Annotated in this window: 11 protein-coding genes; 2 read left to right on the top strand and 9 right to left on the bottom strand. The window is 41.5% G+C overall.

The genetic code is table 11. The features are described from left to right. Positions 1-159 precede the first annotated feature (159 nt). Positions 160-1,608: a carboxy-terminal processing protease CtpB gene (ctpB, locus tag OIT90_RS02885; RefSeq protein ID WP_039181746.1), complete on the bottom strand. Its 1,449-nt coding sequence runs from the start codon at positions 1,606-1,608 to the stop codon at positions 160-162. A 153-nt stretch (positions 1,609-1,761) separates the two neighbouring features. Between ctpB and OIT90_RS02880 the strand changes: the two genes are divergently transcribed. Beyond that, on the top strand, positions 1,762-2,502 hold the full coding sequence (locus tag OIT90_RS02880) for a sulfite exporter TauE/SafE family protein (RefSeq protein WP_024423598.1): 741 nt from the start codon (positions 1,762-1,764) through the stop codon (positions 2,500-2,502). Between the two features lie 49 nt (positions 2,503-2,551). Here OIT90_RS02880 and OIT90_RS02875 read toward each other — a convergent pair whose 3' ends face one another. The 5 genes from OIT90_RS02875 to OIT90_RS02855 all read right to left on the bottom strand — a co-directional run bounded on the left by OIT90_RS02875 (position 2,552) and on the right by OIT90_RS02855 (position 7,103). Then, positions 2,552-3,814, bottom strand: coding sequence for a murein hydrolase activator EnvC family protein (locus OIT90_RS02875; protein ID WP_474892232.1), 1,263 nt, complete (start codon positions 3,812-3,814; stop codon positions 2,552-2,554). Between the two features lie 110 nt (positions 3,815-3,924). Beyond that, positions 3,925-4,815, bottom strand: a complete 891-nt coding sequence (ftsX, locus tag OIT90_RS02870; protein WP_039181755.1) for a permease-like cell division protein FtsX — start codon at positions 4,813-4,815, stop codon at positions 3,925-3,927. Beyond that, positions 4,808-5,494: a cell division ATP-binding protein FtsE gene (gene ftsE, locus OIT90_RS02865; protein ID WP_024423601.1), complete on the bottom strand. Its 687-nt coding sequence runs from the start codon at positions 5,492-5,494 to the stop codon at positions 4,808-4,810. The genes ftsX and ftsE overlap by 8 nt, the downstream gene beginning before the upstream one ends. Positions 5,495-5,876: 382 nt before the next feature. Further along, entirely contained in the window at positions 5,877-6,206 is a 330-nt protein-coding gene (cccB, locus tag OIT90_RS02860) for a cytochrome c551 (protein WP_058837547.1), read from the bottom strand. Between the two features lie 48 nt (positions 6,207-6,254). After that, positions 6,255-7,103 carry a YitT family protein gene (locus OIT90_RS02855; protein ID WP_024426245.1) on the bottom strand — a complete coding sequence of 283 codons (849 nt, stop codon included), beginning with the start codon at positions 7,101-7,103 and terminating at the stop codon, positions 6,255-6,257. Between the two features lie 189 nt (positions 7,104-7,292). On the opposite strand from OIT90_RS02855, the gene OIT90_RS02850 reads away from it, so the two are divergent. After that, positions 7,293-8,027 (top strand): alpha/beta fold hydrolase, encoded by a 735-nt coding sequence (locus tag OIT90_RS02850; protein WP_268464342.1) that lies wholly within the window; start codon positions 7,293-7,295, stop codon positions 8,025-8,027. A 16-nt stretch (positions 8,028-8,043) separates the two neighbouring features. Here the strand turns inward: OIT90_RS02850 and OIT90_RS02845 are convergent, their stop codons facing one another. From OIT90_RS02845 to secA, 3 genes are all read right to left on the bottom strand, one after another. Next, positions 8,044-9,837: a M3 family oligoendopeptidase gene (locus tag OIT90_RS02845; RefSeq protein WP_369879976.1), complete on the bottom strand. Its 1,794-nt coding sequence runs from the start codon at positions 9,835-9,837 to the stop codon at positions 8,044-8,046. Positions 9,838-9,961: 124 nt separating this feature from the next. Next, positions 9,962-11,063, bottom strand: a protein-coding gene (gene prfB, locus OIT90_RS02840; protein WP_098677688.1) for a peptide chain release factor 2 whose coding sequence is annotated in 2 segments (ribosomal slippage) — positions 9,962-10,990 and positions 10,992-11,063 — 1,101 coding nt in all. Because the reading frame shifts where the segments join, the coding sequence is not laid out codon by codon here. A 67-nt stretch (positions 11,064-11,130) separates the two neighbouring features. Next, a complete protein-coding gene (gene secA, locus OIT90_RS02835; protein WP_034281086.1) occupies positions 11,131-13,656 on the bottom strand; it encodes a preprotein translocase subunit SecA in 2,526 nt (841 codons plus the stop codon). Positions 13,657-13,844: the final 188 nt, after the last annotated feature.

Below are 13,844 nucleotides of genomic sequence, written 5' to 3'. Positions count from 1 at the left end.
AGTCTCTTATATACATATGTTATCGGGTAAAATCGAAGGAATGTTATGTTTTTTGTAAAATAAATGAATATATTTCTCGATATAATTTATTTTTAATCATAAATTATTACATGTTCATGACACTTATGAACCAAAAAAAAGAGGCTATTATTCGCCTCTTTATTTTTTAAGATATAGTGCTTTTAGTGCAGTCTGTAATTGAAGGTCATTTTTTTCGTATGATTTCACTTCATCCACCATTTTGTTCATCATTTCCGCTGTTTTCAAATCAATGACACCTGATTTATCGAGATTGTATGTGCTTTGGAAGGCAAGTACGGCCTTTTTCGTTTCTTCATCAAAGTATCCATCTACTCTGCCAGGGTCAAATGACAATCCCTTTAACAGCGTCTGGGCTTGTCTCACTTCCTCATTGTTCATATCAAGCTGAAGCGGTTCTTTTAGCTGAAGCGGACCTGCGGTAAAGTAATCTGGCTGATGAATTGCAATTGTCGGTACGACGCCTTTTTTGTGAATCCAATTGCCTTTTGGGGTGAGCCATTTATACAGCGTTAATTTAATATTACTTCCATCTCCCATCGGAACCGCCTGCTGCACAGTTCCTTTTCCAAAGGAGACATCACCGACGACTTCATACTTTCCGGCTTCTTTCATGGCTCCAGCAAGTATTTCCGAAGCGGAAGCACTGCCTTTATCAATTAAGACGTTGACTGGGTAAGGCTTTTGTTCTTTCAGTTTTGAAAAATATCGCTTCCGGTCGCCATTCCGTTCTGCGATTTGAATATAGGGCTGATCCTTCGTAATAAAATGCTTCAAAATATCTTCCACACTTTGCAGATAGCCGCCAGGGTTTCCTCTCACATCCAGTACAAGGCCTTCTATGCCCTTTTTCTCGAGCTGTTTCAGGCTTGACGTGAAATCCTTCGCCGTATCTTCAGAGAAGCTGGAGATCGCAATATAGCCTGTTTTATGCCCATTGACCTCTTTTACAGAGGAAGTCACTGTTTCCAGCGGGATTTCCTCTCGTTTGATATGGAACGTTAGCTCTTTTTCAATCCCATTTCGTTTGATTGTTAAGGCGACAGACGTTCCTTTTTTCCCTCTTATTTTCAGCACAGCATCGTTTAAGCTTTTTTCTTTCATCGGTTCACCGTCAATGCTGATGACTTCATCTTTCGGCTTTAGACCCGCTTTTGCCGCAGGGGATTTTTTAAAGGCTGAGACGATAATGATTTTTCCTTCATCCATCCCCACTTCTGCCCCAATTCCCTCAAAGGAAGAATCAAGCGAATCAGAAAATTGCTTTGCGGTTTGCTTGTCCATGTATACTGAATATGGATCGTTTAACGTCGAAAGCATTCCTTGGATCGCGCCTTCAAGTAGCTTTTGCCGATCCACTTCCTCTACATATTCATTCGAAATAAGGTCATAGGCTTTCTCGATCTTTTCCATCCCATTCTCTTTCGCCTTATCACTTGATTGAGCTTGTCCAGCCATTGCAGCAGCTGCTTGCGGTGACTCCGCATGAGTTCCTTCTTTATGCGTCATCACACCTGCACTTATTAAGAGAACGACACTTGCCATAATAGATGCGATTTGTTTTTTCATATTTGGCCTCCTTCTTCAACTCTTCCTGATGACCTGAGTTATTATATGCCAGAAGAAGGGATTTCATGTAAAGACATTCTCCCGTGAAGGCTTGACGAATCATTTTATTAGGTGTAATTTTTATTTTGTTATGATTGAGAAGGAGTCTTCGCTATGTATATTATCTTGACGATGCTTTTATTAGGAATTTTATTAGGTTTTGTAGGAGCAGGCGGGGCGGGATTTGTCATCGCATTGCTTACATTAATTTTTGATATCCCTATCCATACAGCACTCGGGACGTCATTAGCCGCTATGGCATTTACGACACTATCAGGTGCATATAGCCACTACAGGGAAGGGAACATTCAGTTGAAATCTGGTTTGATTGTCGGGGCTCTGGCTTGTATTGCTTCTTTTGCCGGGGCTAAGGTCGCTCCTTTTATTCCAGAAGAGAGTCTGCACTATTTAACAGCAGGGATGCTTTTTTTATCCGCTGTTTTTATGATGATCAAACTATTTGTTCTTAATGAAGAGGCTGAGCAGCAGCCGCTTTCTTCACGCCAGCTGATGACAAGAGGCATTATTTTAGGCCTTGTGTCTGGAATGCTGTCAGGCATGTTTGGTATCGGGTCTGCACCGTTTATTCAAGTAGGACTTTTGATTTTACTGAAGCTGTCGATTCGGCAAGCTGTTGGCACGACGATGCTTGTCATTATTCCGATTTCCATCGGCGGTGGAATTGGATATATTTCAGAGGGCTATGTTGATTTTATCTTGCTGATCCAAATATTAATTGGAACCGTCTTAGGCGCATTTATAGGCGCGAAATTCACACGCCTTGCACCGAAGCTCTTATTGAAATCAGCTGTTCTGTTAACACCTATTATTGCCGGGTTACTGCTGTTATTTTAATTCTATCTATACAAAAAAAGCCGATAACGTCATGTTATCGGCTTTTTGATTAGCGGATATATTGCGCTGGATTGACTGCATTTGATTTCGCGCCATTCCATAATCCTTTATGAATTTCAAAATGAAGATGCTGACCATACGATTGGCCGGTATTTCCCATATAGCCAAGGAATTGTCCTTGTTCAACTCTCTGTCCTGTTGACACACTTCTTGTAGACAGGTGGGCGTATACAGTTTGATATGTCTGTCCATTGATATTGTGCGTAATGAACACAACATTTCCGTAGCTCGATGAGTAGCTTGAGTTTGTGACGGTTCCAGATGCTGCTGCATAGACAGGAACTGTGCCTTTTGCTGCAATATCTAATCCGAAGTGGTTTCCGCCAGAACGTCCGCCAAAGCCAGATGAGAAACGCCCTGCAGCTGGTTTAATAAAGCCTGAGCTGCTTGCTGGTGTATCAGATACTTGATCTGAGCCGCCGCTACGAGGTGCAGGTGCATTTTTTTCAGCTGCTTGTTTTGCTTTCGCCGCTTCTTCCTTTTGACGGTGTGCTTCCTCAGACTTCACAGCCGCTTTTTGGTTCGCTAGAATTTCTTGTTCATTCTCAAGCTTGCCTAGTTCATCATGTGCATGATTTTTTTTATCTGTCACATCACCTAAAATGTGTTCTTTTTCTTTGTGCTTCTTAGATAAATCTTTTTTCAGTGCTTCTAACTCTTTCAGAGATGTTTCAAGTCCACTTAGCTGATTATTTAGCTCTGCTTCTTTTTGCTCCACCAGCTTTAAATCATTTTCATGTTCTGTAATCATGTCTTTGTCTGCTTCGACAATCGTTGTGACAGCCCCAACACGACCGACAAAATCACTAAAGCTGTGAGCACCTAGCAGCACATCTAAATAGTTGATCGTACCGCCGCTTTTTTGCATAGAACGAATTCGGTCTTTGAAAATGGCTTTTCTTTTTTCAATTCGCTCATTGATGACTTGAATGTCTTTTTTCAGCTGTTTGATCTCTTGCTTCGTTTTTTTAACTTCTTTCTCTTTTTCAGCGACTTTTTCAGTTGCAGTACTTACCTTTTGGTCAATTTGTTCAATTTCTTTCTTGAGCTTTGATTCTTTCTTTTCAAGCTTTGCCAGCTCTGACTTCTTCTTCTTCAAGTTTGATTCAGTCTTCGATGTTTTCTCTTCGATTTGTTGACGTTTTTGATCTAGGTCTTCGTATGCGAATGCACGATTCTCGTTCCCTGGAATGTATAGCCACGTTGTTCCAATAAACGCTGCCATTCCAGCCATCATCAGCTTTCTTTTCAAAACGATATTCCCCTCCCATGACAACTGTCGACATGAAGAGCCGACCGGATGAATCGGATCAACCGGTCACATCTTCTATAGAATCCTCGAATGCTGCCATCAAAATATATTTATACTTTTAAGAATTTACGGATAGACGTTAAGCTTCCCCATACCCCAATGATTGCACCGATCACTAGCAGGATCAGTGATACTTGATAGACAAATGGGTTGTATGGAAGCATTGAAATAAATGAGCCCTGTACTCTCGGTGCGACCCAGCCCACTGCATATTGATACGTGCCAAGCAATAGAGCAATAGGTATAATGGAGCCAAATACACCAAGCAATAATCCTTCAATGAAGAATGGCCAGCGGATAAACCAGTTCGTTGCACCTACCAGCTTCATAATCTCAATTTCTTTACGTCTAGCAAAGATCGTAATTTTGATCGTATTGGAGATTAAGAACATAGCTGTAAATAACAGCCCAATAATGAGCACAATGCCGACATTACGCGCTACTCCGACTACATTAAAGAGTCGGCTGACCTCTTCTTTCCCATAGGTTACTTTATATGTACCCTTTAGGTTTTCTAATTTCTTCGCTACTTTTGGTGTATCGTGAGGATCTGTTGTTTTCACAATGAACGCATCGTTTAATGGATTTTCTTGATCAACAAGTCCCATGGATTGTCCATTTTCTCCGAAGCTTTTAATCAAAGCTTTCAGTTCGTCATCCTTAGATGAGTACTTCACATTACTGATTTCAGGAATCTTTTCAATTTCTGCTTTTAATTCATCCTGCTGCTTTTGATTCGCCGTTAATTCGATTAATACTTTTACTTCTACTTCTTTTTCAGCGTTCGATGCCATGTTATTCAAGTTGAGCATAATCACAAGGAAAACCCCAACTAAAATCAATGTGACAGTAACCGCACTAATTGATGCAAAAGTCATCCACGTGTTTCTTCCTAGTGAACGGAAGCTCTCACGTAAATGCCGCGAGAGAGTTTTAATCATAAATTCCGTACTCCCCTCTTGCTTCGTCACGCACAATCATTCCATCTTCGATTGCGATGACGCGTTTCTTCATGGTGTTTACAATTTCTTTGTTGTGTGTCGCCATAACCACTGTTGTTCCGCGGTTATTAATCTCTTCGAGCGTCTTCATGATTTCCCAGGAAGTGTCTGGATCAAGGTTTCCTGTCGGCTCATCTGCAATGACGACCTCAGGGCTATTGACGATCGACCGAGCGATAGATACCCGCTGCTGTTCACCGCCGGACAGCTGGTCAGGAAATTGGCGCGCTCTGTGCTTTAGCTGGACTAGATCGAGAACGTCAAGCACTTTTTTCTTAATGATATGAGGCTGTTCACCAATCACTTCAAGAGCAAATGCAACGTTCTCAAACACTGTAAGAGTTGGAAGCAGCTTGAAATCTTGGAATACTACGCCAATTTCTCTTCTTACGTAAGGAATTTCTTTTTCCTTCATTGAACCTAAATCTTTGTTATTAATTAAGATTTGCCCTTTGGTTGGCTTCTCTTCACGATACATCATTTTGATGAAAGTGGATTTACCAGCACCACTGGGACCAACAACATACACAAACTCTCCTGGATGGATAGAGACATTGATTCCATTGATCGCCTTTACGCCATTAGGATAGATCTTGTAGACTTCCTTCATTTGAATCATGTAATCACCTAATCTTTTCTTATTCGCTGACTAACAGCTTATCATGATGTTTTGACACTTCTCGTCAAAAAACGTTATGTATGGTTACGCACATACCCTTCGATACTTACTAGCAATTTATGTCCTTTTCATCCAAAAAGATGAAAAAATTGAATCGTCTCATTTTCAACAACTCCAATTATACGTCATGAATCGACGCAATGGTATTACATTTATATTTCAAAACTTATAAATAAAAGGTAAATAGAACAACCAAAACCGAAAAACGTGCCTTTATACCCTTATTTTTTAAATAAAATTTAATATAATGCGCTTTCATACTATTCAAAAGTCTTTTTCTACATATAAAAAACAAAAAAACCTTGTCGATTAGACAAAGGTTTTATTTTTTCTCTGCAAGCCATTTTGCTACTTCTTTTGCTTGCTTCTCATCTACCATTCCGCTTGGCATAGAGCCTTTACCGTTTTGCGCAATATCTGCGATTTGGCTTTCATTATATTTCTTCCCTACTTCTTTCAGGCTTGGTCCGCCTCCGCCAGATAGGTCTTTCCCATGACAGCCAATACAGTTTTGCTGATAGATTTCCTCACCACTGCTCACAGATGAAGCACTTTTGCTGCCTTCTTTTTCGCTGCTGCTTGAATTTCCTCCACAAGCCGCGAGAACAAGAAGCATTGCTGCAAATAGCATCGTTAATCCGCTTTTTTTCATCTATTTCCCTCCCTTACAATCATTTGGTCAACGCTATTATATCCTTGTTTATGCCCTTTTAAAACCCTCACCAAGCACCTCTTTTGCATCCATTACAATGACAAATGCTGATGCATCGATTGCTTTCACCACTTGTTTCAACTTTGTGAATTGTGACTGCCCAACGACACACATCAAAATTGGGCGGTCATGATCGGTATATCCTCCGACTGCTGAGATCTTCGTCACACCGCGGTCAATTTGATCAAAAACCGCCTGTCTGACCTCATCTTCATGCCCGGTAATGATCATCGCCATTTTCGAATGACTGAAGCCAGCCTGTACCACATCAATCGTTTTACTCGAAATAAACACACCAATAACCGCGTACAGCCCCTCTTCGATTCCAAAGACTGTCATTGCAGCCAGAACAATCAAACCATCCATCATCGCTAAGCATGTGCCTAGCGTGAGTCCGGTGTACTTATTGATGATTTTGGCAGCGAGTGCCGTTCCACCTGTTGATCCATTCCCAAGGAACACGAGCCCTATACCGATTCCAATGACCACACCGCCAAAAATAGCTGCCAGCAGCGCTTCATGTGTGACAGGTGCAATATGTCTTGTGACAAACACCATGAAAGGTAAAAAAATCGAGCCGACGAGTGTTTTCACTCCAAATGTACCGCCTAATAAATAAAAGCCAGCAATAAACAACGGAATATTGAGCCCCCATTGCACATACGCTGCTTCAAAGCCGAATGACTGCATAATGGTACTAATTCCGCTCACACCGCCTGCTGCAATCTGATTCGGCAATAATAACGTATTAAATCCAATCGCCACAATGGCAGATCCGATTAAAATGAACAAATAATTTTTCACTTCGATCCAAAATTGTGAATGTCCCTGCTTCATGTCTTTCTTCCTCCGTTACTTCTGAATGCACACCTATTTTAAGCCCTCTTAAAACGATTGTAAATAACAGCCAAATGCAGTGCTAATGGATTAATACTTTATCACACAGACGGATCAGCGTACTTGCCGGTTGGCATAGGAGTAAATGATGGTATATTTAATATGTACATGAGAAAGAAGGGGCATGCGATGAAGAAAATACTGAAGATAACAGGTATGACATTACTTGCACTGATCATCTTAGCTTTTGGTGCTTTCTATATATGGAGCCGCTTTACATACGGACCATCAGAAGCATTAAAAAAACAGGTGAACATGGAGCAAGTGGAACATAAAAACGATGTTTATACTTTTAAAGCATCAAAAAGTGATACTGGCATCATTCTCTATCCTGGGGCAAAGGTGGAACCACTTGCGTATGCCTATATTGGGGATACGCTGATGAAAAAAGGCTACTCTGTCTTTATCCCTGACATGCCATTTTCTTTTGCGATCTTCAATACAAACAAAGCGCAGGACATCATCAAAGATCATCAAACGATCAAACACTGGTATATTGGCGGACATTCACTTGGCGGAGCAGCTGCCGCTATGTTTGCAGAAAAAAATCAGAGCAAGCTAGATGGACTCTTTTTCCTAGCATCTTATCCAGCATCAGATGACCTGAAACAATCGTCACTAAAAGTCCTCTCTATTTCAGGTGAAAAGGATGGGCTGGCAACACAAGAGAAAATCAAGAAATCGAAAGCAAATCTGCCGTCTCAAACCGTTTATCATGAAATAAAAGGCGGGAATCATGCGCAATTTGGCATGTATGGCAAACAAAAAGGGGATCAGCCGGCGGACATTCCAGCCCTGTCGCAGCAAAATGATCTCATTCAGACAATGCTGGATTGGCTGAAGCCAGCAAAAAAGCTCCCATAACGGGAGCTTTTCATTTTTATTTTTTCGTCACTTCTAAAAATTCTTCAGCATCTGCTACAGCCAAACGAATGGCTTCTTCCCAAAATGCTTTTTGGGTAAGGTCAACGCCTAGATGCTTTTTAGCTAAATCTTCCACTGTCATTGAAGCAGTATCTTTTAATAATGCAATGTATTTCTCTTCAAACGATGTACCAGCCTGCAATGCTTTTGCATAAATTCCTAACGAGAACATGTATCCAAAGGTGTATGGGAAATTATAAAATGGAACATTCGTGATATGGAAATGCAGCTTAGACGCCCAGAAATGAGGATGGTATTCATCTAATGAGTCACCAAACGCTTCCTTCTGCGCTTCGACCATCAATTCATTCAATCGGTCAGCCGGCACTTCTCCTTGTTTACGCTCTTCATAAAATCGCTGTTCAAACAAGAAACGAGATTGAATGTTCATGAAGAATGCTACACTGCGCTGCAGCTTATCCTCTAACAAGCTGAGACGCTCCTCTTCATTTGCCGCTTCTTTTAATGAAGCATCAGCTACAATCATTTCCGCGAAGGTGGACGCTGTTTCAGCTACATTCATTGCGTATTTGCGATTCAGAATGCGAACATCCTGCATCACGTCCTGATGGAACGAATGACCAAGCTCATGCGCTAGTGTCGCCACATTGGATGGACTACCTGAGAAGGTCATAAAAATGCGTGATTCTCCGCTGTCAGGGAAATTTGTACAAAAGCCGCCTACCCGTTTGTTTGGACGGTCCTCAGCTTCTACCCAGCGTTCGTTAAAGGCTTTTTCTGTAAAAGCAGCGAGCTCTTCTCCAAATCCAGCGAAATGTTTCACAATAAAAGCAGCTGCTTCTTGATAAGGATAGATTTTGGTCTCACTGCCGATAGGAGCCCCAACATCGAACCAGCTCAGCTTATCCACTCCAAGCATCTCAGCTTTTCGGTGTAAATAATCAATGAATGGCTGCTTATGTTCATCAATCACAGACCACATTGTATCAAGGGTTTCTTGTTTCATACGGCAAATTTCAAGCGGCTCTTTTAAAATGTGATCCCAGCCTCTTGCTTCATACACTTGCAAACGAAAACCAGCAAGGTGATTGAGCGTACTAGCAAATAAATGTTCATCCTGTGTCCATGCATGCTCTAGGTTGTGGTAAACGGCCTTTCTGACTTCACGATCGGAATCATCCATTGCATTTTCCGCTTGGCCTACAGAGATCATCTGCGTTTCACCATGCTGTTCAAACGGAATGGTAATTTTATTCACTAAGCTGGAATAAAGCTCATCCCACGCATGGTACCCATCTACAGCCAGCTTTTGGATCAGTGTTTCTTGTTCAACAGGTAATTGATCCTTCACACGGTCTCTTCGCTCATTTAATATGTAGTGGACATCTGAAAAGGCTGCTGAATTCATCAGTTCTTCCCACTTGTTTGCAGGAATAGCAGCAAGCGCTTGATCAAACAGTGCAAGGATGGTTCCTAAATCCGCTTCTAGCTTGGCAATCGTACCTCGAAGGCTGCCTGCTTTCATATCCTTCGTATTTTGAGCTTGGAGGCAGGATACAAATGAACCTGCTTGAGACAATTTTTTATATGTAGTTTCATACGTGTCAAGGACAGACGTTAATTTGCTTTCAATGTGTGTATCTTCTTTTGAAAAGGCATCCACCTTTTGTCGTAATTCATCTAATAGCTGCTGAATGGTTTGCAGGTATGTCTTAAATTCTGGTGAAGAACTGCCTCCTTTAAAAAAGGCATCTAAATCCCACGTTTCTTGCAATGGTGTTAATCCCAAAATATTTCCCCCTTTATTTGCTAATTTCATCATACAAAGGATATAGAATCAGTATGTCGTAAGTATTCCTTTATATTCATTATATTTTCTCACAATTAAAAAAACCCGGCAAGAAGCCGAGTTTTTATGATAATTTCGAACGTAGGTATGCATCGATAAATGAATCTAAATCTCCATCCATCACCGCTTGAACATTTCCCATCTCCGTATTGGTTCGATGGTCTTTCACAAGAGAATAAGGGTGGAATACATAAGAGCGAATCTGGCTGCCCCAGCCAATTTCTTTCTGCTCTCCTCTGATTTCATCCAATTCTGCCTGCTGTTCTTCGATCCGTTTTTGATAAAGTTTCGATTTCAACATTTTCATCGCACGTTCTCTGTTTTTGATTTGTGATCTTTCTGTTTGGCACGTCACGACGACATTGGTTGGAATGTGTGTAATACGAACAGCAGAGTCCGTCGTATTAACGTGCTGTCCGCCTGCACCGCTTGCACGATACGTATCTACCTTGATATCCTCTGTGCGAATATCAATATCAATTTCTTCATTGAATTCCGGCATAACATCACATGAAACGAAGGATGTATGTCTACGGCCAGATGAATCAAAAGGAGAAATACGGACCAAACGATGGACACCTTTTTCTGCTTTTAAATAACCGTACGCATTATGCCCTTTGATCAGCAATGTCACCGACTTAATTCCTGCCTCATCACCTGGAAGGTAATCAAGCGTTTCGACCTTAAAGCCTCTGCGCTCTGCCCAGCGAGTGTACATTCTCAGAAGCATAGAACCCCAGTCCTGTGATTCGGTACCGCCTGCACCTGGGTGAAGCTCCAGAATGGCATTGTTTTTATCATAAGGTTCGCTTAAGAGAAGCTGCAGCTCAAATTCGTTAAATTGCTTCGTTAAGTTCTTCAGCTCTTTTTCAAGCTCTGCATGAAGCTCTTCGTCATAATCTTCCTTTAATAAGTCATGCGTCATTTGCAGCTCTTCATGCGATTCACTGAGCTCATGATAGGAATTCACAGAATCCTTCAGTGCATTGGCTTCATTGATAACGCCTTGAGCCTTTTGCTGATCATTCCAAAAATCAGCCTCTGACATCGTCGCTTCAAGCTCTGCGATTTTAGCTTCTTTTGTTTCTAAGTCAAAGAGACCCCCTAAAATCAGCTAGCCTGCTAGCCATATTTTCAAGCTCTTGTCTAATTTCTACTAATTCCATATCCTTCACCTCATAGATGTATGGGGGCTGACATGAATAGAAAGAGGTTTTCACCTCTTTCCATTACTTATTCTGTCTTCCCATGACAATTTTTATATTTCTTGCCGCTTCCGCAGTGACATGGAGAGTTTCGTCCAATGTCTACGACTTTACGTACCGGCTTTTTCTTCACTGTCTTCTCCTCATCGCCCTCTTGTGGCTGATGAGCCGTTGTTTGACCTTGAACCACTTCTTCGCGTTCTAGGTTGTTTTGGATTTCTGATTTCAAGACATACTTGGCCACATCATCTTCAATTGAAGCAACCATATGCTCAAACATCGCAAATCCTTCCATTTGGTATTCACGTAGCGGATTCGTTTGTGCATACGCACGTAAATGAATACCTTGACGCAGCTGATCCATTGCATCGATATGGTCCATCCACTTCGAATCCACCGCACGAAGAACGATGACTTTTTCAAATTCACGCATTTGTTCTTCGCCAAATGTTTCTTCTTTTGCATCGTATTTTTCTTTAATACGATCCATGATGAAAGTTGTGATTTCATCTGCTTCTTTACCGAAGATATCTTTGACCGTGATGGCACCTTCGTCTAAATAGTTCGTGTTGATTAATTCAACAAGACCATCTAGTTTCCATTCTTCAGGCAGCTCTTCTTTTGGCGTATAAGATCCCACAGCACGCTCAATTGAAGATTGGATCATATTGATGACAATTGATTTTAAGTTGTCGGAATCGATGACTTCAAAACGCTGTTTGTAGATCACTTCACGCTGTTGACGAAGCACATCGTCATATTGCAGAAGCTGCTTACGGGAATCAAAGTTGTTCCCCTCTACACGTTTTTGCGATGATTCAACGGCTTTAGACACCATTTTACTTTGGATTGGTGTAGAGTCATCCATGCCAAAGCGGTCAAGCATTGCCATCGTTCGCTCTGCACCAAATCGGCGCATCAATTCATCTTCCATGGATAGATAGAATTGGGTAATCCCTGGGTCTCCTTGACGTCCAGAACGTCCGCGAAGCTGGTTATCAATCCGACGTGATTCATGACGCTCTGTCCCGATAACAGCCAGACCTCCAAGTTCTTTTACACCTTCGCCAAGCTTGATGTCTGTACCACGTCCTGCCATGTTTGTCGCAATGGTCACAGCACCTTTTTGACCAGCCTCTTCAATAATTTGTGCTTCACGCTCATGGTTTTTCGCGTTTAACACTTGATGAGGAATGCCTTTATTTTTAAGCAGCTTAGAAATAAGCTCAGATGTCTCAACTGCTACTGTTCCGACAAGAACTGGCTGTCCTGTCATATAGCGCTGCGCAACATCCTCAGCCACTGCTTTAAATTTACCATCCATTGTGCGGTAAATTAAATCAGGTCGGTCATCACGAACTACTGGTTGATTGGTCGGGATTGACACAACCTGCATGTTGTAAATGTTACGGAATTCTTCTTCTTCCGTTTTTGCTGTACCAGTCATACCAGATAACTTTTCATACATACGGAAGTAGTTCTGGAACGTAATTGTTGCTAGTGTCATGCTTTCGTTCTGCACTTCAAGACCTTCTTTTGCTTCGATGGCTTGATGCAGACCTTCACTATAACGGCGTCCTTTCATTAAACGTCCTGTGAAGGAGTCAACGATGACTACTTGGCCTTCTTCTACCACGTAATCCACGTCTTTTTGCATCGCAACATGTGCTTTCAGCGCCTGAGCGATGTGATGGTTGAGCGCGACATGTTTGACATCAAACAGGTTCTCGATGCCGAATGCTTTTTCCGCTTTCGTCATTCCGCTTTCAGTCAGCTGCACACTTTTTGTTTTAATATCATACGTGAAATCATCTTCAATTTTTAAAGTGCGGACAAATGCATTGGCTTGTACGTAAAGCTTTGTTGATTTCGCAGCTTGTCCAGAAATAATAAGAGGTGTTCTCGCTTCATCAATTAAAATGGAGTCAACCTCATCGATCACAGCATAATGAAGTGGTCTCTGAACCATCTGCTCTTTGTAGAGCACCATGTTATCTCGTAAATAGTCAAAGCCGAGTTCATTGTTTGTTGAATACGTGATATCAGCGGCGTACGCTTCTCTTTTTTCATCTTTGTCTAAGCTGTTTAAGTTTAAACCGACCGTTAAACCAAGGAATTCAAAAATTTTGCCCATTTCCTGCGCATCACGGCTTGCCAAATATTCGTTGACTGTCACGATGTGGACGCCTTTTCCAGAAAGAGCATTTAAGTAAACAGGCATCGTGGATGTCAATGTTTTCCCTTCACCTGTTTTCATTTCAGCGATGTTGCCTTCGTGAAGCGCGATCCCCCCCATAAGCTGCACCTTAAATGGGAACATTCCTGTTACGCGGCGGGAAGCCTCGCGAACCGTAGCAAATGCTTCAACCAACAGGTCATCCACGGATTGTCCTTTTTCAAGTTTTTCTTTAAATTCAATCGTTTTATTTCGTAAAGCCTCGTCAGATAATTTTTCAAAATCTTGAGCGAGAGCTTCGATTTCATTTGCCTTTTTTTCATATCGGCTGATCGTACGTTTCGTAGGATCAAACACTTTGTTTAAGATTCCAAGCATATAATAACGCTCCTCTATTTCATGCAATTTTTCGGCATGTCCAAAAGTTTGACAGGTCCATATTTACCTGCATTTATCATACCATACCTTCTTTCATTTCCAAAGAATTTGCCATAATTTCGCACAAAAAACCCGCCCCTTATGAAAGGAACGGGTTTACTTTATTTAGGTTGTTTTTGAATCAGCAT

The organism is Bacillus sp. ABR (genome assembly GCF_056172715.1).
Note: the sequence above shows the minus strand (reverse complement) of the source record. Positions and strands in the feature narration are given on the sequence as shown.

Excerpts from the sequence above, each read along its gene's own strand:
- ctpB (WP_039181746.1), bottom strand. The coding sequence starts at position 1,608 with ATGAAAAAACAAATCGCATCTATTATGGCAAGTGTCGTTCTCTTAATA.
- OIT90_RS02880 (WP_024423598.1), top strand. The coding sequence starts at position 1,762 with ATGTATATTATCTTGACGATGCTTTTATTAGGAATTTTATTAGGTTTT.
- ftsX (WP_039181755.1), bottom strand. The coding sequence starts at position 4,815 with ATGATTAAAACTCTCTCGCGGCATTTACGTGAGAGCTTCCGTTCACTA.
- ftsE (WP_024423601.1), bottom strand. The coding sequence starts at position 5,494 with ATGATTCAAATGAAGGAAGTCTACAAGATCTATCCTAATGGCGTAAAG.
- cccB (WP_058837547.1), bottom strand. The coding sequence starts at position 6,206 with ATGAAAAAAAGCGGATTAACGATGCTATTTGCAGCAATGCTTCTTGTT.
- OIT90_RS02855 (WP_024426245.1), bottom strand. The coding sequence starts at position 7,103 with ATGAAGCAGGGACATTCACAATTTTGGATCGAAGTGAAAAATTATTTG.
- OIT90_RS02850 (WP_268464342.1), top strand. The coding sequence starts at position 7,293 with ATGAAGAAAATACTGAAGATAACAGGTATGACATTACTTGCACTGATC.
- secA (WP_034281086.1), bottom strand. The coding sequence starts at position 13,656 with ATGCTTGGAATCTTAAACAAAGTGTTTGATCCTACGAAACGTACGATC.